Annotated in this window: 15 protein-coding genes; all 15 read left to right on the plus strand. The window is 60.0% G+C overall.

Going from position 1 to position 22,949, the window contains the following annotated elements:
* The first annotated feature begins 13 nt into the window (after window positions 1-13).
* Window positions 14-1,042 (plus strand): L-threonine 3-dehydrogenase, encoded by a 1,029-nt coding sequence (tdh, locus tag ACILSL_RS00075; protein WP_395729944.1) that lies wholly within the window; start codon window positions 14-16, stop codon window positions 1,040-1,042.
* A gap of 51 nt (window positions 1,043-1,093) precedes the next feature.
* Window positions 1,094-2,077 carry a LysR family transcriptional regulator gene (locus ACILSL_RS00080; RefSeq protein ID WP_395729945.1) on the plus strand — a complete coding sequence of 328 codons (984 nt, stop codon included), beginning with the start codon at window positions 1,094-1,096 and terminating at the stop codon, window positions 2,075-2,077.
* 127 nt (window positions 2,078-2,204) lie between these two features.
* Entirely contained in the window at window positions 2,205-3,041 is an 837-nt protein-coding gene (locus tag ACILSL_RS00085) for an alpha/beta fold hydrolase (protein ID WP_395729946.1), read from the plus strand.
* 59 nt (window positions 3,042-3,100) lie between these two features.
* Window positions 3,101-4,291, plus strand: coding sequence for a glycine C-acetyltransferase (locus ACILSL_RS00090; protein WP_395729947.1), 1,191 nt, complete (start codon window positions 3,101-3,103; stop codon window positions 4,289-4,291).
* Window positions 4,292-4,303: 12 nt separating this feature from the next.
* Window positions 4,304-7,894, plus strand: a complete 3,591-nt coding sequence (locus tag ACILSL_RS00095; RefSeq protein ID WP_395729948.1) for a proline dehydrogenase family protein — start codon at window positions 4,304-4,306, stop codon at window positions 7,892-7,894.
* 8 nt (window positions 7,895-7,902) lie between these two features.
* Window positions 7,903-8,487, plus strand: coding sequence for a MarC family protein (locus tag ACILSL_RS00100; protein ID WP_395729949.1), 585 nt, complete (start codon window positions 7,903-7,905; stop codon window positions 8,485-8,487).
* 3 nt (window positions 8,488-8,490) lie between these two features.
* Entirely contained in the window at window positions 8,491-9,522 is a 1,032-nt protein-coding gene (locus tag ACILSL_RS00105; protein WP_395729950.1) for an alkaline phosphatase family protein, read from the plus strand.
* A complete protein-coding gene (locus tag ACILSL_RS00110; protein ID WP_395729951.1) occupies window positions 9,522-10,142 on the plus strand; it encodes a trimeric intracellular cation channel family protein in 621 nt (206 codons plus the stop codon). The genes ACILSL_RS00105 and ACILSL_RS00110 overlap by 1 nt, the downstream gene beginning before the upstream one ends.
* 49 nt (window positions 10,143-10,191) lie before the next feature.
* Complete coding sequence (locus ACILSL_RS00115; RefSeq protein WP_395729952.1) at window positions 10,192-11,241, plus strand: 6-bladed beta-propeller; 1,050 nt, start codon at window positions 10,192-10,194, stop codon at window positions 11,239-11,241.
* Between the two features lie 36 nt (window positions 11,242-11,277).
* Window positions 11,278-12,660, plus strand: a complete 1,383-nt coding sequence (locus ACILSL_RS00120; RefSeq protein WP_395729953.1) for a DUF1501 domain-containing protein — start codon at window positions 11,278-11,280, stop codon at window positions 12,658-12,660.
* A 12-nt stretch (window positions 12,661-12,672) separates the two neighbouring features.
* The gene (locus ACILSL_RS00125) at window positions 12,673-14,352 is read left to right on the plus strand and encodes a GDSL-type esterase/lipase family protein (RefSeq protein WP_395729954.1); all 1,680 of its coding nucleotides are present in this window, start codon (window positions 12,673-12,675) and stop codon (window positions 14,350-14,352) included.
* Between the two features lie 127 nt (window positions 14,353-14,479).
* Complete coding sequence (locus ACILSL_RS00130) at window positions 14,480-15,130, plus strand: GntR family transcriptional regulator (protein WP_395729955.1); 651 nt, start codon at window positions 14,480-14,482, stop codon at window positions 15,128-15,130.
* On the plus strand, window positions 15,127-17,568 hold the full coding sequence (locus tag ACILSL_RS00135; protein WP_395729956.1) for a PSD1 and planctomycete cytochrome C domain-containing protein: 2,442 nt from the start codon (window positions 15,127-15,129) through the stop codon (window positions 17,566-17,568). Before ACILSL_RS00130 ends, ACILSL_RS00135 begins: the two co-directional genes overlap by 4 nt.
* Complete coding sequence (locus tag ACILSL_RS00140) at window positions 17,565-18,965, plus strand: DUF1501 domain-containing protein (protein WP_395729957.1); 1,401 nt, start codon at window positions 17,565-17,567, stop codon at window positions 18,963-18,965. Before ACILSL_RS00135 ends, ACILSL_RS00140 begins: the two co-directional genes overlap by 4 nt.
* A gap of 35 nt (window positions 18,966-19,000) precedes the next feature.
* Window positions 19,001-22,945 (plus strand): DUF1592 domain-containing protein, encoded by a 3,945-nt coding sequence (locus ACILSL_RS00145; RefSeq protein ID WP_395729958.1) that lies wholly within the window; start codon window positions 19,001-19,003, stop codon window positions 22,943-22,945.
* Window positions 22,946-22,949: the final 4 nt, after the last annotated feature.

Below are 22,949 nucleotides of genomic sequence, written 5' to 3' on the forward strand. Positions count from 1 at the left end.
ATAACCAACCATCATGAAAGCACTCGTCAAGGCACGGTCTGAACGCGGTCTCTGGCTCCAGGATGTCCCGGAGCCGCAAGTCGGCATCAATGATGTCCTCATCAAGGTCCGCAAAACGGGCATCTGCGGCACGGATCTGCACATCTACAAATGGGATGCCTGGGCGCAGAAGACGATTCCGGTGCCGATGGTGGTGGGACACGAGTTTGTGGGAGAGGTCGTTTCTGTTGGATCCAACGTGAACGATTTCCATCCGGGCGAGATCGTCAGCGCCGAAGGCCATGTGGTGTGCGGGCGCTGCCGCAACTGCCTTGCGGGCCGGCGTCACCTTTGCAAAGACACCGTGGGCATCGGCGTGAACCGCACCGGGGCCTTTGCTGAATACATCAGCGTGCCGATGACGAACGTCTGGCATCATCGGGAAGGGGTGGATGAGGAAGTCGCGAGCATCTTTGACCCCTTCGGCAATGCTGTGCACACGGCGCTGGCGTTTGAATGCCTTGGCGAGGATGTGCTCATCACGGGAGCGGGGCCCATCGGCATCATGGCGATTCCGGTCGTGAAGCATGCCGGAGCACGCCATGTCGTCATCACGGACGTGAACGAGTATCGCCTCAATCTGGCGCGTGAGATGGGCGCGACGCGTGCGGTGAATGTCTCGACGGAGAAGATTGAGGATGTGCAGAAACAGCTCGACATGAAGGAGGGCTTCGATGTCGGGCTCGAAATGAGCGGGAACGCCGCCGCCTTTCGCAGCATGATCGACAACATGTGCCACGGCGGCAAGATCGCGATGCTGGGCATCCCCAGCGAGCAGATCGCCATCGACTGGAACAAGGTGATCTTCAACATGCTCACCATCCACGGTATCTATGGCCGCGAGATGTACGAGACCTGGTACCAAATGAGCGTCATGCTCGAAAGCGGTCTCAACATCAAACCCGTCATCACGCATCGATTCCATTACACGGAGTTCGAAAAAGGATTTGCCGCCATGGAGTCCGGCAACTGCGGCAAGGTGGTGCTGGACTGGTTGGCGTAGATTATAAGGCTCTTGCTATCTTCTTCGATATTCGTTAGGAAAGACCTAACGATGAAAGCCAAACCCAACGCCCCTCAAAGGATCGGCACGACGGCCGACTCTCCTGCGCGCCGTTACTTCAAGGAAGTGCGCTTCAGGCAGATTCGGGCGCTGGTGGAGCTGTCGCGACAGGGGAGCTTTGCGGCGACCGCCGCGGCGATGAATCTGGCCGTGCCTTCCGTATGGCAGCAGATTCGGGCGTTGGAGGATGAATACGGCGTGCAGTTTGTCGTGGCGGAAGGCTCCAAGGTTTCACTCACCGACGATGGTCGTGCGTTGGTGGATCTGGCGGCGCCATTGGTCGAATCCTTTGACGGCCTGCGGGCGATGTTTGAGGATCAGCGAAGCACCGCGGCCCGCACACTGACGGTGGTGGCTCCGTCTGCCATGCTCACCGGTGCGCTGCGGCGGCCAATCATTCTGTACCGCCAGAATCACCCAACGGTGAAACTCGTGCTGCTGGACCGGCCTTCCTACTTGGCGAGGCAGGTGATCGAGCGGGATGAGGCGGATCTGGCGATCATGGGCATGGCGACTGGCGACGAAGTGATGCCGCAGTTTCAGTATCAGCCGCTGGCGCGCTATGCCTTTTATCTCATGTGCCCGGCGAACCATGCGCTGACACGCGCCCGGCAGCTGACTCTTGCCAACATCATCAACCAGCCACTGGTGCTGGCTCCAGAGGAAAGCAGCTCTCACCGGCAGATTCGTCAGGTGTTTGCCCAGGCAGGGCTGGCGGACCGCATGAATGTGACGGTGACGGCTACGAATCGCGCCCTGCAGATGAACTATGTGGCCATCGGTTTTGGCATTGCCATCGGGACCAGTGCGGCGAGCGTGAAGCCGCCGAAGCGCGGGGCCGGAGAAGCTGAGGTCGTCGTGCGTGAAGTTGCTGCGTTGTTTGGCCATGAGGAGGTCTTTCTGGTGCAGCGCAAAGGCCGGTTTGAGCCTGCGCATGTGCGGGCCTTTCGCGAGTTGGTGATGAAGGCGTTTTGAAATCGAACACAGGCACTCAACAGAGCAGGAATGGTTTGTGCGTGATGCGAAAGCCCTCGCACCTGAGCTGGCTGGATTGAAGGCGTGATTTGGACCGCAGGGCACGTAATATTGGCCCAAACTGCTGATGAAAAATTCCCCTGTCTCCTGCTTCCTGGTCTTTGGTTTGACATTCATGTTCGGCATCGCTGCTTGCGCGGATGATTTGAAATCACGCCTGCGGGGTGCGGGCGTCAGCGACCCCACAGCGAGCAAGTTCCATGATTTTGCTGAGCTCGACTTCAAGCTCCCCGAGGATGGTGCGGTGTGCAAAATTGTCGCGCCTAAGAAGGCCGTCGCAGGCAGCCCGTGGGTGTGGCGTGCGCGATTCTGGGGGCATGAGCCCGCCTTTGACATCGCCATGCTGGAGCACGGCTATCATCTTGTGTATTGCGATGTGGTCGAGCTTTGGGGCGCGCCCAAAGCTGTGGAACGCTGGAATCGCTTTTACGCTCTCGCGCGAAAGATCGGCCTCGGTGCCAGGCCCGTGCTGGAGGGCATGAGCCGTGGGGGCACCTATATTTTCAATTGGGCGAAGGCCAATCCCACCAAGGTCACCGCCATTTATGGCGACAACCCGCTGCTGGATCTTCGCGCTTTTCCCAACGGCACGCCCGAGGTCAGGGCCATGAGAAAGCAATGCCTTGAGAGTTACGGCATCACTGAAGCACAGCTTCCTGATTTCAAGGGCAGCCCGATCGATGGGCTGGAAGCTCTCGCTGCCGCCAAAGTGCCCGTCTTTCTGGTGCTCGGCATGAAGGACGATGTCGTGCCGGTGACACAGCATGCCGACGTGCTAGAAACCCGTTACAAGGCTCTCGGTGGTTCCGTCACCCGCTGGGCAAAACCCGAGGCAGGACATCATCCGCACGGCCTTGATCCGGTGACGCCGCTGGTCGAGGCCGTTCTGGCAGCGGCCAGATAAGGAGGGTGAAAATTCCCTGTTGCCAAAATAACGGACATGTGTCCATTATATCGGCAGTCATGAATCCGACCTTCGCCACGCATCTCACCACGCAGCTCGAGGCCATCCGCGCTGCGGGCACCTACAAACGGGAACGAGTGCTCTCCACGCCGCAGGGCACGCTGGTGCGTGCGAATGGTGGCAAGGCGGTGCTCAACATGTGCGCAAACAATTACCTCGGCCTCGCGCAGCACCCGAAAGTGCGGCAGGCGGCGCATGAGGCGCTGGAGCACTGGGGCTATGGGCTGGCCAGTGTGCGCTTCATCTGCGGCACGCAGGGGGTGCACAAGGAACTGGAGGCTTCCTTGTCGGACTTCCTTGGCACAGAGGACACGATTCTCTACGGTTCGTGCTTCGATGCCAACGGCGGGTTGTTTGAGACGATCCTCGGGCCGGAGGACGCGATCATCAGCGACGAGCTCAACCATGCCTCCATCATCGACGGTGTGCGGTTGTGCAAAGCGCAGCGCTATCGTTATAAAAACTGTGACATGGCCGACCTGGAGGCGCAACTAATCGCGGCGGATGAGAAAGGTGCGCGCTTTAAGCTGATCGCCACCGATGGTGTGTTCTCGATGGACGGCTTCATCGCTCCGCTGAAAGCGATCTGTGATCTGGCGGATAAATACCATGCGCTGGTGATGGTGGATGACTCTCATGCCGTGGGATTCATGGGCAAAACGGGTCGGGGCACGCATGAGCACTGTGATGTGATGGGGCGTATCGACATCCTGACCGGCACGCTGGGCAAAGCTCTCGGTGGTGCGAGTGGGGGCTACACCAGCGGGAGAAGAGAAATCATCGAACTGCTGCGTCAGCGTTCGCGGCCCTATCTGTTTTCGAACACTCTCTGCCCGAGCATTGCGGGGGCGTCCATCGCGGCGCTGGCCCTGCTGAAGCAGTCCACCAGCCTGCGTGATCAGCTGGAAGCCAACACTCGTTTCTTCCGCGAGCAGATGACCAGGGCGGGATTTCAAATCGTGTCCGGCGAGCACCCCATCGTGCCTGTGATGCTTGGTGATGCGGCGCTGGCGGCGAAATTTGCGGACGCGATGCTGGAGCATGGTGTTTACGTCATCGGCTTCAGCTTTCCTGTGGTGCCGCAGGGCAAGGCGAGGATCCGTACGCAGATCAGTGCGGCACATACGCGGGCTGATCTCGAAAATGCGGTGCAAGCCTTTGCTGCGGTGAAACAGGAGCTGGGTGTCTGACGTGTCATTGTCATGAACGCGGAACTCATTGATGCTGCGGTTGATCTTGCCCGAAGGCTGCAACTGCGCGCCACCGAGCTGCAAACGCCTGCCGAGAGACGCCAGCAGGCAGAACTGGACCGCATGCTGCAGACACCTTCAGACAAAGCCACGCTGGTGCAGCTCACGGACCAGGCGTTTCGCCCCAGATCAGCCGCACGTGTGGCGGACCAGTTCACGCACATTTTGGATGTGCAGGGCGTGCCGCGCTTCTTCAGCCCGCTGGACCGGGCGATGTTGCGTGGGTTTCAGACCTTCGGCGGCTGGCTGCCGGGCGTCTCAGTGCCGATGGTGAAGGAGCACATGCAGCATGAGACGGCCAACGTTATCCTGCCTGCGGAGCCGGAGGTGCTGGCGGAGCATCTGCGCCAGCGCACCGAACAGGGCATGCGCATGAACGTAAACTTCCTCGGCGAGGCGATCCTCAGCGAGGCGGAGGCGGAGCGCAGGATCTCGCTGTATCTCGAAGCGCTGCAACACCCGGAAACGGAAGTGTTCTCGGTGAAAATCTCCACGCTCTACTCGCAGATGTCGCCGATGGCGCGCGAGCATACGATAGCGGTATTGAGCGACCGGCTGGAGAGACTCTACCGCAGTGCGGCACGCGCCACCTTCACGCGCAGTGACGGCACGCAGGTACCGAAGTTCATCTATCTGGACATGGAGGAGTATCGCGACCTCAGCCTTACCTGCGAAGTTTTCATGCGAACGCTGGAGCGGCGCGGACTTGAGCAGGTGAGCGCAGGAATCGTGCTGCAAGCCTACATTCCCGACTCTTTCCTCTGGCAGCAGCGGCTGCATGCATGGGCGCGGGAACGAGTCGCCAAAGGTGGCGCAGACATCACCATGCGCATTGTGAAGGGGGCCAACATGGAGATGGAGCGCTTTGAAGCAGCCGTCAAAGGCTGGCCGCAGGCGCTCTTTGAAACGAAGGCCGACACGGACGCGAACTACAAGCGCATGCTGCACGAGGGCTTCCGTCCGGAGAATCTGGCTGCGGTGAAGCTCGGTGTCGCTTCGCATAACTTGTTCGATGTCGCCTACGCGCTCACGCTTGCGCGGGACAATCAGGCGATGGAGCGGGTGCAGTTTGAGATGCTCGAAGGCATGGCCAATCACCAGCGACGTGCGCTGTTTGAGGAAGCTCCGCATCTGCTGCTCTACGCGCCCGTATGTCACAAGGAGCACTTCCTCAGCGCCATAGGCTATCTCATCCGGAGGCTCGATGAAAACACCGGGCCGGAGAACTTCCTGCGCCACACTTTCAAGCTGGTTCCGGACAGTGAGCAATGGCGGCAGCTGGAGCAGGGTTTTCGTGCTGCGTTCACGCGCCTTGGCTCACTGAGTGCTGCACCGCGCCGCACGCAGGACCGGCGGGATTTGAGGCAGGCTGCCAGATCGGCTGATGCTTTTGTCAACGAGCCCGACACTGACTGGTCATTGCCACATCATGCGGAGTGGGCGCGGGACATTGTGACCGCGTGGGAGAAGCGCTGTATCGAAGTGGCGCCGGTGATTGATGGTGCCGAGATCACCGGTGCGCGCAGCACGCCTGATTGCCTTGATCCATCGCGGCCGGGTGCTGTGGTGGGGCGCTATTTGCAAGCCAGTCGGCAGGACATTGAGATGGCTGTCGAATGCGCGGTGCGGGATGAGGACGGCTGGCGCGCTTTGTCAGCGCAGCAGCGGCAGGTCATCATGCGGCAGGTCGCAAGCGAGCTGCGTCGGGCACGTGCAGATCTGATGGGCGCTGCCCTGGCAAACTGCGGCAAGACTCTGGCCGAATCTGATCCTGAAGTGAGCGAGGCGGTCGATTTCGTTGAGTTCTACGCTGGCAGTGCGCGCACGTTTTTTGAGCTGCCTAATGTCACCGCGTCAGGCAAGGGGGTAGTGGTGGTCGTGTCACCGTGGAATTTTCCGATCGCGATCCCGTGCGGTGGCATTGCTGCAGCTTTGGCAGCGGGAAACACGGTGATACTGAAGCCTGCCTCTGATGCCGTGCTGCCTGCATGGGAGCTGTGCCAGTGCTTCTGGCGAGGCGGCGTGTCGAAGAAGGCACTGCAGTTCGTGCCGTGTTCTGGTGGCGAAGAAGGGGCGCAGCTGGTGCAGCATCCGCTGGTGAATGCGGTCATCTTGACCGGCGGCACGGAAACCGCGCTGGCCATGCTGCGGGCCAAGCCAGCGCTGCCCTTGAGTGCCGAGACCGGCGGGAAGAACGCGACCATCGTCACGGCCATGGCGGACCGTGATCTCGCCATTAAAAATGTGCTGCACTCGGCCTTCAGTCACGCGGGTCAAAAATGTTCGGCCACATCCCTGCTGCTGCTGGAGGCCGAGGTCTACGATGATGCCGAGTTCAAACGCACGTTCATCGAGGCGGCACGGAGTCTCATTGTCGGTTCCGCCTGGGAGCTGCCGACGAAGATTGGGCCGCTGATCAGGCCGCCGACGGGAGACCTGGCGAATGCCCTGCTCACGCTGGAAGAAGGTGAATCCTGGGCGCTGATGCCGTGCAAGCTCGAAGGCAACGACGGCCTCTGGTCTCCAGGAATTAAATGGGGCGTGCAGCCGGGCAGCTATACGCATATGACGGAGTTCTTCGGCCCCGTGCTCGGGGTGATGCGCTTCGAGAAGCTGCATGAGGCCATCGCGTTGGTGAATCAAACAGGATACGGCCTGACCAGCGGGCTGGAAAGTCTGGATGACCGCGAGCAGGCGGAATGGAAGGCGGGCATCCGTGCGGGCAATCTCTACATCAACCGCGGCACCACGGGTGCGATCGTTTTGAGGCAGCCCTTTGGCGGCATGGGCAAAAGCGCTTTTGGGCCCGGCCTCAAAGCCGGCGGGCCGAACTACGTGGCGCAGTTCATGAGGTTTGTGGAAACACCTGCGCGGCCGGGCGATCAGCCTTTGAACAATCCTGCGCTGGAGCGCCTGGCTTTGAACATTGTGAATGAGTCCTGCGGTGTACCAGAAGAACAGTATTGGCGAACTCTGAAAGCCATGGAGAGCTGCGACCAATGGTGGAACGCTGAGTTTGGTCGGGAGCATGACTACTTCCGCCTGATCGGGCAGGACAATGTCCGGCGTTATCTGCCGCTGCGTGTGGTGCATGTGCGGGTGAGCCGGGAAGACAGCTTTTTTGAAATCTTTACTCGGGTGGCGGCTGCGAGAGTGACGGGGGCCAGAACGATCGTCAGCAGCCCTCACGGTCTGGACACATACGAACTGAGTCTTCTGGAGAAACTGACACATGAATGGGCGGGTCTGATCGAATTCATCGAAGAAAGCGACGAGGAACTCGCGGATGCAATTGGCAGCGGGCATGTGTGCCGCGTGCGCTACGCCGCTGCTGACCGCGTGCCCGAAATTGTGCGCCGCGCTGCAGCCGAGGCATCTGTGTTCATTGCTGATGCGCCGGTGCTGGCCGAGGGCCGGGTGGAGCTGCTGTGGTATGTGCAGGAGCAGAGTGTGAGCTTTGATTATCATCGCTACGGGAACCTGGGAACCCGCATGGGTGAAGATCGTGCACCGTTGGTTGCGCCGGGGGGAAACGCGGGCTGAGTGAAGTCATGAACACGCTTTCCGCCACGCTGCTGCTGATCACCATCATGGACCCCTTGGGGAATGTGGCGACGTTTGTGTCCGGTCTGCGCCCAGTGCCGCCGGAGCGGCGCCTGCGGGTGATCGCGCGTGAACTGGTCATTGCGCTGGTGATTTTGGTCGTTTTTCTCTTTCTGGGGCCCTGGCTGCTCAGCCTGCTGCATTTGAAACAGGAGGCCTTGTTCATCAGCGGTGGCATCGTGCTCTTTCTCATCGCCTTGAAGATGATTTTTCCGCCGTCGCGGCGCGATGCCGACGAGTCTATCAGCGAGCCGTTCATTGTGCCGCTGGCCACGCCGATGATCGCGGGGCCATCCGTGCTGGCGACGCTGCTGGTGCTTGTCAGCACGCAGCCGGAGCATCTTTGGCGCTGGTTTGCCGCCCTGTTGATCGCCTGGGGTGTCACAGCTGCCGTCCTGCTTTGTGCGCCGGCGATTGCCCGTGTGCTTAAAGAGAAAGGTTCGATGGCGGTTGAGCGTCTGATGGGAATGCTCCTCGTCATGGTGGCCGTGCAGATGCTGCTCAACGGGATTGAACATTACATGAAGCACTGAACTATGACATCCACCTTGAAACCTGCCGCCGCCCTCCTTTTGTTTTTCCTTGGCTCTGCCTGCCAGCTTTTCGCGCATGGGCCTGGAAAGGGGAGCGATTTCTCAGGCAGACGGGTGCTGTTCATCGGTGTTGATGGCTGCCGGGCTGATGCGCTGACTGCCGCCATGGAGCGTGGTCTGGCGCCGCAGTTGAAGATGCTGTGTGAAAGCGAGCCCGGGCTGTTCACTCGAAAATTCTATGCGGGTGGGGAGCTGGGCACCCCTACCCACCAGCCTACCATCAGCGGGCCTGGCTGGAGCAGCCTGCTCACCGGTGTGTGGATTGACCGGCATGGCGTGAAGGACAACCGCTTCATAGGCGGGCGCTTTCAAAGCTACTCTCACTTCATGAGGCACATCAAAGAGGTGCAGCCGCAGGCCTTCTGTGCGTCGTTTGCCGACTGGCCGCCGATTCATGATTTCATCGCGGATGGTTCACGCATCAACGGTGCGGAGTTTCTGGATGTGAAGTTCACCTGCGTGCCGGATGCTGCACATCACTTTGTGGACAATCCCGAAAAGGACATGGAGGTGCGCGACGCGGCGCTCAAAACGCTGCGGGGAAGCAATCCTGACGTGATGTTTGTCTATTTCGGCCAGGTGGATGAATTTGGGCATGGGGCGGTTGATTCGCGCGCGAGCTTTTCACCGGACAGCACTCTTTATTTGAATGCCATCAGCCATGTGGATTCACACATCGGCGAGCTGCTGCGTGCCATGCGTGCGCGGCCGAAATTTACCGAAGAGAACTGGCTGGTGCTCGTCACGACGGATCACGGTGGTCGTGGCAACAAGCATGGCGGTGACAGTGACGAGGAGCGCAAGATCTGGCTTGCCGCACACGGCGCCGATCTGCCGAAAAAGAAACTGCTGAATGAAGAGACTCCCCAAACCGCACTTGTGCCCATGATCTACCAGCATCTGGGCATTCAGCCCAAGGCGGAATGGAGGCCTGAGCCACCCCGGGCAGAGAAGCCTGAACCGACTGCCAAGTGATGCCATCCTGGATCGAATACTTAGCCGTCGCTGTGTTTGCCATCTCAGGTGTGCTGGCGGCGGAAGGAAAACGAATGGATTTGTTCGGGGTGCTGGTCCTGGCGCTAGTGACGGCGGTGGGCGGCGGAACAATCCGTGATTTGTGCCTCGGTGCCCAGCCTGTCTTCTGGATCGAACAACCGCATCATGTGTGGGCGGCGCTCATTGCGGCCGTGGTGACCTTTGTGCTGGTGCGCTTCGTTCATCCTCCGCATCGAACACTGGCAGTCGCGGATGCATTTGGACTGGCGCTGTTTGGTATCGCTGGAACCGAAAAAGCGCTGTTGTTTGGGGTGCCGGCCATCGTGGCGATCCTGCTGGGCATCGTCACCGCCGTGGCCGGAGGCATTCTGCGTGATGTGCTGCGTGGTGAAGTGCCGCACGTTTTTCAGTCCGATGTGAATCTATATGCCACAACCGTTTTCGCCGGTGCTCAGGTGTTTGTGCTGTTACGGATGTGGCTGCCGGCCTCTGAAAGCCATCGCTACATTGCCATGGTCGTGATTCTGGTGCTGCGCCTTGCCGCGATGCGGTGGAAGCTCCGGCTGCCGGCGTTTCGGAGCCGGATTTCCGCGCCGTAAAGACTGCTTCCCGAAAGGCATGGGGGGAATGCACTGTTTTCACTGCTCTATGAACCGCCGCCATTTCATCGCCACGACCGCTGCCAGTGCATTTGCCGCCCCTTTTGTGCGGGCGCAGAGCAAGACTTCGCTTCAGGGAGCCGTCATCGGGCATGGGGAGCATCGGTATCGGGTCGATCTGGAGTGGTGCAAGGCAAAGAGGGAGGTGCATCCGGTCAAGAACTGCCATGAAATGATCATGGATGCGCAGAAACGGCTGATCATGATCACGGACGAAGCGAAGAACAACATCCTGATCTTCGACAAGGAGGGCAAGGTGCTCGATGCCTGGACGCTGAAGCTGCGCGGCGGCCACGGTTTGAGTCTGGACGTGCGGGACGGCAAAGAATACCTGCTGCTGTGCGATCCGGGTGGTGGGCGTGTGCTGAAAACCACGCTCACTGGCGAGATCGTGCTGGAACTGCCGCACGCCAAGGACTGCGGCGCGTATGACGCCGTGACGAAGTACGCCCCCACTGAGGCCGTGGCGGGCCCGAACGGCGACATCTATGTGGCTGATGGCTACGGCTCCCAGTTTATCCTGCAGTTTGACGCCACGGGGCAATTCATCCGTAAATTCGGCGGCAACAGCACCCAGGCGATGAATGCGGGAAAATTCATGCAGGCGCATGGCGTCACGATCGACACCCGCGGCCCTGTGCCGCTGGTGCTGTGCACAGAGCGCATTCGAAATGAGTTTCACTGGTATCAGCTCGACGGCACTTATTCGCATTCCGTGTATCTGCCCGGTGCCTTCATGAGCCGGCCGGTCATTGCGGGAGATCTGCTGCTTTCGGGCGTGTGCTTTGGCATGAAGCCCAATGACTACCGCATGTGGCGGGAGCGCGGGTTCATCATCATTCTCGACAAGAACAACCGCGTCATCTCTGCTCCGGGCGGCCAGCAGCCAAAGTATGAAGGGGATCAGGCCGGCCTCCTGCTGCAAGACCAGCCCGTCTTCCGCAATGTGCATGACGTGTGTGTCGATGACGCAGGGGATTTGTACGGCTGCCAGTGGAACGCGGATCAGGTGTATCCGTACAAGCTGCACCGGGTGTGATAGAGCCCCTTTGTCTGGGCGTAGTTGATGACGTCCATGCAGCAACATCTTTCAACCACTGCTGTCAATCGCCGCGAATGGCTGCGCGTCGGTGGGCTGGGTTGTTTGGGGCTGTCGCTGCCATCCATGTTGAATGCGAGGACTCCCAGCAAGGACGCGTCATTTGGCCGGGCGAAGAGCTGCATCATTCTGTTTCTCAGCGGCGGGCCGCCGCAGCATGAGACGTTTGATCCGAAGCCGGATGCACCGCTGGAGATTCGCGGTGATTTCAAATCCATCCCAACCTCGGTGGCGGGGATTCATTTCTCCGAGACGCTGCCGCGCACGGCGAAGCTGATGCAGCACCTCGCGGTGATCAGATCGATGACCACGGGCATCAACGCGCATTCGACCAGCGGCTGCTTCATGCTCACGGGCTATGCGCCGGCGTCGAAAGCTGAGAGCGTGCCGCCGAGCGCGAATGACTGGCCGAGCATCGCGTCCGTTGTCGGTGCGTTGAAGCCGAGCGGGCGATCACCGCTTTCGTCGGTGGTTTTGCCGGAACGTCTCGAAAACAACGGCAACGTCGTGTGGCCCGGTCAGAACGGCGGCTTCATGGGGGCACCGTGGCATCCGCAGCTTATCAAGTGCAATCCCAGCGCCGAGCGTCTGCGCATCGAAGGCATGAGTTTGACTGATGGCATGACGGATTTGCGTTTTTCCGAGCGTGGCAGCCTGCTGCGGCAGCTGGACGTGCAATTTCGCCGCTCGCTGGCAAATCCGCTGATGGAGGAGGCTGATGCGATGCAGCATCGCGCTTTTGATTTGATCCACTCAGAGGCCAGTCGTGCCGCGCTGGAAATCGAGCGCGAGCCGGTGGCGATGCGGGATCGCTACGGCAGACATAAATTCGGCCAGAGCGTGCTGCTGGCGCGTCGTCTGGTGGAGGCCGGAGTGCGGCTGGTGCAGGTGAACTGGCCGCGCGAGCCTGGCGATGACAAAGAAGGCAGCCCGCTGTGGGACACGCATCAGCGCAACGGTCCGCGTGTGCGCGAGGTGTTGTGTCCGCAGTTTGACATCGCTTACTCCACGCTCATTCAAGATCTGCATTCGCGTGGTTTGCTGGATGAGACACTCGTCGTCGTCATGGGCGAGTTTGGCCGCTCGCCCATCATCAACAAAAGCGGAGGGCGCGATCACTGGGGCAATGTATTCTCCGTCGCCATGGCTGGTGCGGGCATCGCCGGTGGTCAAATCATCGGCGCGAGTGACAAGACTGGCGGTTTCCCCTCGGATCGACCTGTGCGTCCGCCGGACCTTGCCGCGACTATTTTCCACCTGCTGGGCATTCATCCAAATCACGAATTCATGGACGCGTTGCAGCGCCCGCGCATTGTCACAGACAGCGGCGTGCCGTTGCGCGAAATCGTCGGCGTCTAACATCATTCTCTCATGCGTTATCTCATCCTCTCCCTCCTCCTTACCATCACCGCACTGGCTGCGGAACTTCCCAAAGAACAGCACATCGTCTTTCTGGGCGACAGCATCACGCAGGGAGGGGGCTACATTGAGTTCATTGATGCCGCACTGATCGCGCAGCATCCGGAAGTGACGAAGGAGATCATTCCGCTCGGCCTCAGCAGCGAAACGGTGAGCGGTTTGAGCGAAGACGGCCATGCCGGTGGCAAGTTTCCGCGTCCGGATCTGCACGAGCGTCTTGACCGTGCGCTGGAAAAGACCAAGCCGGAGCTTGTCTTTGCCTGCTACGGCATGAACGACGGCATTTACCTGCCGCTCGGCGCGGTGAGGACCAAGGCGTTCCAAGATGGCATGAAGAAGCTGCATGAAAAGGTCACCGCCACAGGAGCGCGCATTGTGCATCTCACGCCGCCCGTGTTTGATCCCGTGCCGATCAAGCAGCGCGTGGTTGCTGGCGACCAGGTGAAGCCGGGCCTGTTTTACCAAGGCTACAATGAGGTGCTCGACTTCTATTCTAACTGGCTGCTCGACATGCGCCAGAAAGGCTGGGAGGTGCTGGACATTCACGGCCCGATGAACGCCGCCATTGCTGAAAAGCGGAAGACGGATCCTGAGTTCACCTTTTCCAAAGACGGCGTGCATCCAGGGCCGGAAGGTCATCTGCTGATGGCCCGCGCCGTGCTGGATGCCTGGGGTCTCAAGGTGAAACCGGACGGCACGCCCGATCATCCCAATGGCGCTGCGATCCTGGCGCTCGTCAAAAAGAAGCACGCCATCTTGCGTCCAGCCTGGCTGAGCTACGTGGGGCACAAGCGTCCTGGCAATGCGCCCGGCCTGCCGATGGAGGAAGCCAAGGTGAAAGCCGCCGAACTCGACGCCGAAGCTCGCAAGCTGGCCAACGCGAAGGAAATCGTTTTCCCCAATCAAACTGGTGAATGGAACGGCTACGCGAAACACGAACTCACCATCGCGGGCAAATCCGTGACCATCATCGCGCCGAAAGCCGCCGCTGCTGGCCGCCCGTGGGTCTGGCATGGCGAGTTCTTCGGTCACAAGCCCGCGCCGGACATCGCGTTGCTCGGCAAAGGATTTCACATCGTGTACATGAAGATCAATGACATGCTCGGCTGCCCTGATGCCGTGAAGCTGTGGAACCAGTGCTACGCCGAGCTCACCACGCATTATGGACTGAGCGCCAAGCCCTCCCTCGTCGGACTTAGCCGTGGCGGTTTGTATTGTTACAACTGGGCCATTGCGAATCCCTCCAAGGTATCCTGCATCTATGCCGACGCGCCGGTGTGTGACTTCAAAAGCTGGCCCGGCGGCAAGGGCAAAGGCAAGGGTGATCCGAAGAACTGGGCTTTGGTGCCTAAGCTCTGGGGCTTTAAAAACGAGGGCGAAGCACTCGCCTACAAAGGCAATCCCGTGGACAATCTCGCTCCTCTGGCCCAGAACCATGTGCCCCTCCTGCACGTTTTTGGCGATGCGGACGATGTGGTGCCGTGGGATGAAAACACCGGCTTGATTGAAACACGCTACAATGCGCTTGGCGGCAGCATTACGCTGATTCGCAAGCCAGGTGTGGGGCACCATCCGCATGGGCTGGACGACTCGACGCCGATCATTGAATTCATCGCGAAGAACGCGAAGTGATGTCCTGACCTGCCGTCAAGCGGTCCGGAAGGTTGGTGATCGCTGATATGTGAAAGGCAGCGCGGCAAAGAAAATCATCACATAAGAAAGAAGGAATCGTTCGGGCCGTATTGAAACGGTATACCGAATGAACCTCGCCCCAAATCCCGCTTTTCGCTCCGATTCTGCCGCTTCTTTGCTGCGGACGGAAATTCTGAACGGCACTTCCGCGCCGGGTGCGCTGCTGGCTGAATCTGCCGTGGCGAAACGTCTGGGCGTCAGCCGGGTTCCGGTGCGTGAGGCCTTGTTTGCGCTTGAGCGCGAAGGCCTGGTCGAGTTTAGCTCCACGGGGCGAGCGTTCGTGAAAGCACTGACGCCGCAGGATTTCGAGGAGCTGTATGTGCTGCGGCTTGCGCTGGAGCCCCTCGCTTCCCGTCTGGCGGCTCAGGCTCTCAAGGCTGACATTTCAAAGCTCGAAAAAAATCTGACCACCACCCGGCGCGCCCGGTCCGTGCAGGAGGTGACACTGCTGGACCTTGAGTTTCATCAGATCATTCTCGAAGCCTCTGGCAATGCACGTTTGCTCAAGCTCTGGCGTTCCCTGCGCGGCGAGCTGGAGCTGTGGCTGGGCCGGTTGCACCGCAGCCACCAGCTTCAGACCAAGGAGACTCTCAAGGAAACTGTGGATGCGCATCAGTCGATCATTGAGAGCTTTCGTTCGCAGAACCCGTCCACTTGCGAGCGTCTGATGCGTGAGCACATCCTCGGCTGGCGTGAATGGCTGCCGCTTTTCCCATGAACCGCTTTTTCCAGAGTCTTGGCATCGTCATGCTCGCACTGGCTCCGGCGCGGGCGGGAGATGGCATGGCCTTTTTTGAATCGAAGGTGCTGCCGTTGCTGCAAAGCCGCTGCTACGAATGCCACTCGCATGAAAAAAAGATCAAGGGCGGGCTGGCGCTCGATTTGAAATCAGGCTGGCAGACCGGTGGCGACAGCGGGCCTGCCATCATGCCGGGGGAGGTGGCCAAAAGTCATCTCATCACTGCGGTGCGCTACGCCGATCCCGAAATGGAGATGCCGCCGAAGGGCAAACTCTCCGCAAGTGAGATCGAGATCTTTGAGCAATGGGTGGCCATGGGTGCGCCCGATTCAAGGGTCAAACAAACCGCCACAAAAGCTGCGCGTGTGATTGACATCGAGGCGGGAAAGAAATTTTGGGCCTTCCGGCCTGTGCGTGATGAGCAAGCTCCCGCCGTGACAAAGGCGGACTGGCCGTCGGCCCCTGTGGATCGCTTCATTCTGGCCAAACTCGAGGCCAACGGCCTTTCCCCCGCGCCAGATGCGGACGCTTACACCTGGCTCCGCCGAGTCTCATTGGATCTCACAGGCCTGCCACCGAAGCCTGAGGATCTGGCCCGTTTTGATGCGTCTCCCGCATCCCGTGCCGCCGCTGTGGACCGCCTGCTGCAATCCATGGCCTTCGGTGAACGCTGGGCTCGGCACTGGCTTGATCTCGTTGGATACGCAGATCAGATCGGCACCTCAAACAATGTCTTTGCGGAGCATGCCTGGCGCTATCGCGACTACGTCATCGACGCTTTCAATTCGGACAAACCCTTCGACCGCTTCATTCGGGAACAAATCGCCGGAGATCTCCTGCCTGCCTCATCTCCTCAGGAGCGTGCCGCAAACATCACCGCCACTGGCTTTCTCGTTTTGGGCGACGTCGAAATCGTTGCCGTGGACAAGCTCAAGATGGAGCACGATCTCGTTGATCAGCAGGTCAGCAAAATTGGCACCGCATTTCTCGGCCTGACGCTCGGCTGTGTGCGCTGTCATGATCACAAGTTTGATCCCATCGCACAGACCGACTACTACGCCATCGCCGGCATGTTCCGCAGCACTGAGGCCACGTATAAGACTGACAACGGCGTCTGGAGCAGCGTTCACAAAACCGAACTGCCTGAGATGGCGAAACAAAAGGCTGAACGAGACCTGTTGCTCGCCGCGAACGAAGCCAGGATTCGCCAGTGGGAAGCTGAGCGTGACAACCTGGGCAAAGAAACGGCAGCACTGGAGCCACAGATCGTCAGCGCCAGGAAGGAGGCGAAGCCTGACCTCGAAAAGAAGCGTGATGAACTCGCTGCACGCATCAAGTCTCTCAATGGCCAGATCGAGCACGCGAAGTTCTTTGCCCCTGTCGCGCCGAAAGCCTTTGCCGTGCATGACGGTGAAAAGCCTGCTGACATGCGCATTACCATTCGCGGGAATCCGTATGCGCTGGGTGATCTGGTGAAGCGGGGTGCACTGCGCGTCGCATCGTGGGCCGAATTTCCGCCAATTCCTGCCGGCCAAAGCGGCAGAGTGCAGCTCGCCGACTGGATTGCCGATGCGCGCAATCCGCTCACCGCACGAGTCACGGTGAACCGCATCTGGCAGAAGCTCTTTGGTGAGGGGCTTGTGCGCAGTGTGGATTACTTTGGTGCACGCGGCGAGACGCCGTCGCATCCCGAGTTGCTGGATTATCTCGCGAGCCGGTTCATGCAAAACGGCTGGTCGCAGAAACAGCTCATTCGCGAAGTTGTACTCAGTCGTGCCTACCGCATGAGCAGTGCACACAATCTCACGGCTGAGGCAAGAGACCCTGACAACCGCCTGCTCTGGCGCATGAACCGCCAACGTCTCGATGCCGAGGCGATTCGTGATTCCATGCTCGCCATCAGCGGCAAGCTCACGCCTTCGAGCGGTGGTCCCGCCCTGCCTCTGGAGTTTCCTGAAAACGTGTCCAGCATCAGTCCGAAGGCGGTGAATCCACCTGCCTTTTCCTTCAAGAAGATGCGCCCCATTCAGGACTTTGAGCGCACGATTTATCTCCCTGTCATTCGCACGGCCACGCAACCCGGTTCCGCGAAGCTGCGGGATGTGTTCGACTTCACGCAACCGGCGCAGATCGCCGGCAAACGTGCCGAGACCGCCGTGCCGACGCAGGCGCTCTTCCTTCTCAACAGCGACACAGTGCGCGCCCGTGCCACCGAAGTGGCCAGGCGACTTGCTGAGACGGAAGCCAACACTGGCGCGCGCCTCGAAGCCCTCTGGCTGCGCATCCTCAGCCGCCCGATTACCAGCGCCGAACGCGAGGATGCCGCGAATTTTCTCGAATCCCTGCCCGCCGAAACAGCGTGGATCGAACTGAGCCACGCGCTGCTGGCATCGAATGAATTTATGATCCGCTTATGAACTTGAACAACATCTCCCGCCGCTCCTGGCTCCAGCGCACGGCCACCGGTTTTGGTGCGCTCGCTTTGCATGAGCTGGTTCAGGGCGCACAGAGTCCGCTGGCGTTGAAATCACCACGCTTCCCGGCGAAGGCGAAACGCGTGATCTTCCTGTTCATGTCGGGCGGGCCGTCGCAGCCGGATTTGTTTGATCCGAAGGATTACATCAAGCGCATGCATGGCCAGAAGATCACGGCACCGGTCAACACCAACGAACTTCGTGTAGGCACGGACAAGTTTCTAGCGCTTGCCACGCATGGCGAAGTCAAGCCGCGCGGACAATCCGGCATGATGATCTCTGAGCTGCTGCCACATACTGCGAACATCGCAGATGAGATCTGCCTGCTGCGTGCGGTGCATGCGGACAACAACCAGCATCAGCCCGCCGCGCTGCAGTTTCACACTGGAGTCACTGCGGATGTGCGTCCCTCCATGGGCTCATGGATCAGCTACGGCCTCGGCGCTGAGAATCAAAACCTGCCGAGCTTCATTTCGATTCATCCGGACAGCGACACGCGGCTCTATGGCTCGTCGTTTTTGCCCGCAGCGCATCAGGGCACCAAGGTCGTCATTCCCTCCAGCGACAAACAATCTCCCATTGACTACCTCGCCGACATCTCCGGCGATGCGAAGGCTCAGCGTGCGCGTATCGATTTCACACAGCGCATGAATAAACGCCTGATCGACCAGACTGGAGCCGACGCCCGCATGGAAGGCATGATCGAGAGCATGGAGACCGCCTTTCGCATGCAGATGACGGCACCCGAACTCGTGGACCTCTCGAACGAGTCCGAGGCGACAAAGAAGCTCTACGGCATCGGTGGCAAAGACACCGACAAAAACGCCCGTGCCTGCCTGCTGGCGCGCAAGATGAGCGAGGCTGGCGTGCGCTTTGTGCAGGTCACCATGGGGGGCTGGGATCATCATGGTGACATCCGCAATGCTCTCCCGAAAAGCTGTGCCGCCAGCGACCAGCCCTGCGCCGCGCTGATCAAAGATCTGAAATCACGCGGCCTGCTGGAGGACACGCTCGTCGTCTGGAGCGGCGAGTTTGGCCGCACGTCCTGGAGCCAGGATCTCAGCGGGACTTCGCCCATTGAGAAACATGGTCGTGAGCACCAGCCGGAAAGCTTCTGCACATGGATGGCCGGCGGCGGCATAAGGCCCGGCTTCACCTTCGGTGAGACCGATGACTTTGGCTTCCGACCCGTTTCTGGGAAGGTTCATCTGCATGATCTGCATGCCACGATTTTGAACCAGCTGGGGCTCGATCATGAGCAGCTGACGTGGCGGCATCTGGGTCGTGATTTCCGGCTCACGGATGTGTATGGCAACCTTGTGAAGGAGATTCTGGCATGAAGTATTTCAATTCAATCCGGGCCATCGCGGCATGCATGGCTCTTCATGGCGCGGCGTTTGGCGCGGAAGATTTCCAAAACTCGATCCTGCCCCTGCTGAAAGAGCGGTGCAATTCGTGCCACTCCACAGAAAAACAAAAGGGGGATCTTGATCTGGAGCGGTTTGCCTCCGTGGCAGACATCAAGCGGGAGCCCATGATCTGGGAAGGAGTGCTGGAGCAGCTGCATATGGGTGAGATGCCGCCGAAGAAAGAGCCGCAGTTTTCAAGTGCACAAAAAACGCTGCTGACCAAGTGGGTGCAGGACCGGCTGGAGGAAGTAGCCCTCGCGAGTGCCGGTGATCCCGGGCCCGTGGTGTTACGCCGCCTCTCGAACATGGAGTACTCTTACACGCTTCGGGATTTGACGGGTGTGGAATCACTTGATCCCGCGAAGGAGTTTCCCGTGGATGGCGCGGCGGGCGAAGGATTTACCAATGCCGGTGCGGCGCTCGTGATGTCTCCTGCTTTGCTCGGCAAGTACCTGGATGCGGCCAAGGAGGTCGCCTCTCATGCGGTGCTCACTCCGCAGGGCATGCACTTTTCCCAGTCTAACTCACCGCGTGATTGGGCGGACGATGCTCTGGCCAAAATCCGCCAGATCTATCGACGCTACAGCGAATCTACGGGACAGTCCCAACTGAAAGTGGCGGGTGCAAAAATCATCGCCAAAGACGAAGGTCGTCTGCCGCTGGGCAAATACCTCGCAGCATTGCAGGGGCAGGGGGGCACCGAGGGGCTGAGCCCGAAATACCTGGCATTGCTCAGACAGGCTCTCAGCAGTTCACAGCCATCCATGCTGCTGGATCCGCTACGCGCCAGGTTCCGTGCGGGAAAGCTCACTGCGGCAGATGTGGCCGCCTGGCAGCAGGCCTTGTGGCGGTTTGCCAGTGTGGGACACATCGGCAAAGAAAACGGTCCCAAAGCCTGGCAGGAGCCCGTGGCTCCGTTGGTGGCCCGGCATGAGATCCGCATGAAGCTCACGGCTCCCAAGGATGGAGGAGATCGCGCCCTCTATTTCACCACGACGGATGCAGGGGATGGCAGCGAGAACGATTCGGCCGTGTGGGAAAATGCGCGGCTGGTGGCCCCTGGCCGTGCCGATCTTCCACTGCGCGATGTGCCAAGGCTCATGGAGCGTCTGCTGCAGCGGCGCACACAGCTGGTCGCCAGTGTGCTGCCCTGTCTGGCTGCGGTGCATGAGGCGCAGATGAACTCCGAGCGCACCGATGTGGCTGCGCTGGCGGAGAAACATGGCGTGGATGCCTCGCTGCTGCTGGGGTGGCTGGATTATGTCGGCGTCGGATCGGCCAGCCAGGTGAAGCTGGAGCCGCTGCTCACCAAAAAGATTCAGAGTGTTCCGAATTACAATTTCATCAAGGGATGGTCGGGCGAGCAGGCGCTCAGCGTGCTGGCAAACTCCTCCGACAAGACGCCGCGCATTCCGGGCTTGATGCAGGCGCACAGCGTCGCCACGCATCCCTCTCCTACACGCGCATCGGTCATCGCATGGCGCAGCCCTGTCAGCGGCTCGCTGCATATCCATGGGGATGTGGCGGACGCAGACGTAGCATGCGGCAATGGGTTCACCTGGGCCCTGGAGGTTCGCCGGGGCCACATGCGGGATGTGCTCGCCTCCGGAGTCAGCAAAGGATCGGAACGCGTTTCCACAGGAGACTTCGACAAGGTTCAAGTTATGAAAGGAGATGTGGTCGCAATGGTGATCGGCCCCAAAGATGGAAACCACAGCTGCGATCTCACCACGGTAAATCTGACTCTCACGGATGGCCGGACGACCTGGGATCTGGCAAAGGATGTGTCTCCAAACATCCTGGCGGGGAATCCCCATGGAGCCTGGCATTTCCTCAGCCAGCCTGCGGCTCAGCAGGTGGACTCGGCGATTCCTGGTGGATCACCTCTGGCCCGCTGGCGCAAGACCAAGGATGCGGCCGAGCGTGAGCTGCTCGCGGGGGAGGTTCGGGCGCTGCTTGAAAAAGATCCTGCCACACTTCCTGCCGGATCACCCGAGCAGGCCCTGCGCCGCCAGCTCCTGTCAGCCACGGGACCTCTGCTCATGGCTGTCTTGAAGGAGCATGCTTCCGGCACCGCCGCTGCATCCAACTACGAAGTGAAAGCTCCCTCGGTAGTCGAGATCAAGGTTCCTGCCGAATTGCTGGAAGATACGGAACTGGTGGTCACGGCCCGGCTGCTGAACCCCGAAGGCAGCGTGCAGATGCAGGTGCATGACGTCAGGCCCGAATCGCTCAAAGGCCTCGCCGTGGACGAAGCGCAAACCGCGCAGTCGAAGGGCCTGTGGTCTGACAACAATCTGCAGACTCATCACAGCGCACCAGTGATTGTGAGCGAGCAAAGCGCCGCCCGCCGCCGCTTCCAGGCCGCCTTTGATGAGTTTCGCAGTCTTTTTCCCATCGCGCTCTGCTACACTCAGATTGTGCCGATCGATGAAGTTGTCACGCTCACGCTCTTTCACCGTGAGGATGACCATCTGAAACGCCTCATGCTCACCGAGGCCGAAGGAGCCGAAATCGACCGCCTTTGGGATGAGCTGCGCTTCGTCAGTGAATGGCCGCTGAAGCAGGTGGATGTCTTCGAGCAGCTATTCCAGTTTGCCACCCAGGACGCGAAGCCCAGCGCCTTTGAGCCGATGCGTGCGCCCATCATGAATGCGGCCGCCGCCTTCAAGCGTCAGCTTGTTGAGGCAGAGCCCGCGCAGGTGGCCGCCGTGATTGAGTTTGCAGAGAAAGCCTGGCGTCGGCCCCTGAGCCGTGGAGAGCGTGAAGGGCTGAAGGCTCTCTACCAAAAAATGCGCAGCCAGGAGCTGCCGCACGCCGTTGCCACACGCATGATGCTGGCGCGCGTTTTTGTCGCCCCTGCATTTCTCTATCGCGGGGAGAAAGCCATGCCCGGCTCCAAAGCCGCGCCGGTCAGCACACATGAGCTCGCCACGCGTCTCAGCTACTTTCTCTGGTCATCCTGTCCGGACGCCGAACTGGGCCAGCTCGCAGCTTCTGGAAAGCTGAATGATCCCGCCGTGCTCTCGGCGCAGGTGCAGCGCATGATGAAAGACGCCAAAATACGCCGCCTCGCCACGGAGTTCGGCTGCCAGTGGCTGCATGTGCGCGATGTCGGCACTTTGGATGAAAAGAGCGAGCGTCACTTTCCCACTTTTGTCTCATTGCGTGAAGACATGCAGGAGGAGGTGACCCGCTTCTTCATCGACCTCTTTCAGAACAACCGCAGCGCGCTCTCGCTGCTCGATGCCGATCATACCTTTTTGAATGCCAGCCTCGCCAAGCACTATGCGCTGGAGGTGCAGGGGAATTCCTGGCAGCGCATTGATGGACTGCACACCAAAGGCCGCGGTGGCATCCTCGGGTTTGCCGCCACCCTTGCCAAGCAATCAGGTGCCTCCCGCACCAGCGCCATTCTGCGTGGCACCTGGCTCAGCGAAGTGATTCTGGGGGACAAGCTGCCTATTCCGCCGAAAGGCGTGCCCGTGCTTCCGGAGGAAACGCCTGCCAATCTCAGTGAGCGGCAGCTCATCGAGCGCCACAGCCGCGATGAAAACTGCTCCGGCTGCCATCGTCGCATCGACCCCTTTGGCTTTGCCCTGGAGGGCTTTGATGCCATTGGCCGTTCGCGCAAAGCGGATACAAAGACCGTTTTGCCAGATGGCACGGCCGTTGATGGTCTCGCCGATCTGCGTGCCTATCTGATCGACAAGCGCGGCGATGACTTCGTGCGTCAGTTTTGCCGCAAGCTGCTCGGTTATGCCCTGGGCCGCAGCGTGCAGCTTTCAGACAAGCCCCTGATCGAGTCCATGGTCAAAAGCGACCGCCGCATGGTTTCTCTGATCGACCTCATCACCCACAGCCCGCAGTTCCTGGAAGTGCGGGGAAAAGACACCATCGCCCAGCACTGATTTG

This window comes from Prosthecobacter sp., from assembly GCF_044222345.1.
GTDB lineage: Bacteria > Verrucomicrobiota > Verrucomicrobiia > Verrucomicrobiales > Verrucomicrobiaceae > Prosthecobacter.

Bases quoted from the DNA above. Each gene is read 5' to 3' on its own strand.
- tdh (WP_395729944.1), top strand. From the start codon at position 14: ATGAAAGCACTCGTCAAGGCACGGTCTGAACGCGGTCTCTGGCTCCAG.
- ACILSL_RS00080 (WP_395729945.1), top strand. From the start codon at position 1,094: ATGAAAGCCAAACCCAACGCCCCTCAAAGGATCGGCACGACGGCCGAC.
- ACILSL_RS00085 (WP_395729946.1), top strand. From the start codon at position 2,205: ATGAAAAATTCCCCTGTCTCCTGCTTCCTGGTCTTTGGTTTGACATTC.
- ACILSL_RS00090 (WP_395729947.1), top strand. From the start codon at position 3,101: ATGAATCCGACCTTCGCCACGCATCTCACCACGCAGCTCGAGGCCATC.
- ACILSL_RS00095 (WP_395729948.1), top strand. From the start codon at position 4,304: ATGAACGCGGAACTCATTGATGCTGCGGTTGATCTTGCCCGAAGGCTG.
- ACILSL_RS00100 (WP_395729949.1), top strand. From the start codon at position 7,903: ATGAACACGCTTTCCGCCACGCTGCTGCTGATCACCATCATGGACCCC.
- ACILSL_RS00105 (WP_395729950.1), top strand. From the start codon at position 8,491: ATGACATCCACCTTGAAACCTGCCGCCGCCCTCCTTTTGTTTTTCCTT.
- ACILSL_RS00110 (WP_395729951.1), top strand. From the start codon at position 9,522: ATGCCATCCTGGATCGAATACTTAGCCGTCGCTGTGTTTGCCATCTCA.
- ACILSL_RS00115 (WP_395729952.1), top strand. From the start codon at position 10,192: ATGAACCGCCGCCATTTCATCGCCACGACCGCTGCCAGTGCATTTGCC.
- ACILSL_RS00120 (WP_395729953.1), top strand. From the start codon at position 11,278: ATGCAGCAACATCTTTCAACCACTGCTGTCAATCGCCGCGAATGGCTG.
- ACILSL_RS00125 (WP_395729954.1), top strand. From the start codon at position 12,673: ATGCGTTATCTCATCCTCTCCCTCCTCCTTACCATCACCGCACTGGCT.
- ACILSL_RS00130 (WP_395729955.1), top strand. From the start codon at position 14,480: ATGAACCTCGCCCCAAATCCCGCTTTTCGCTCCGATTCTGCCGCTTCT.
- ACILSL_RS00135 (WP_395729956.1), top strand. From the start codon at position 15,127: ATGAACCGCTTTTTCCAGAGTCTTGGCATCGTCATGCTCGCACTGGCT.
- ACILSL_RS00140 (WP_395729957.1), top strand. From the start codon at position 17,565: ATGAACTTGAACAACATCTCCCGCCGCTCCTGGCTCCAGCGCACGGCC.
- ACILSL_RS00145 (WP_395729958.1), top strand. From the start codon at position 19,001: ATGGCTCTTCATGGCGCGGCGTTTGGCGCGGAAGATTTCCAAAACTCG.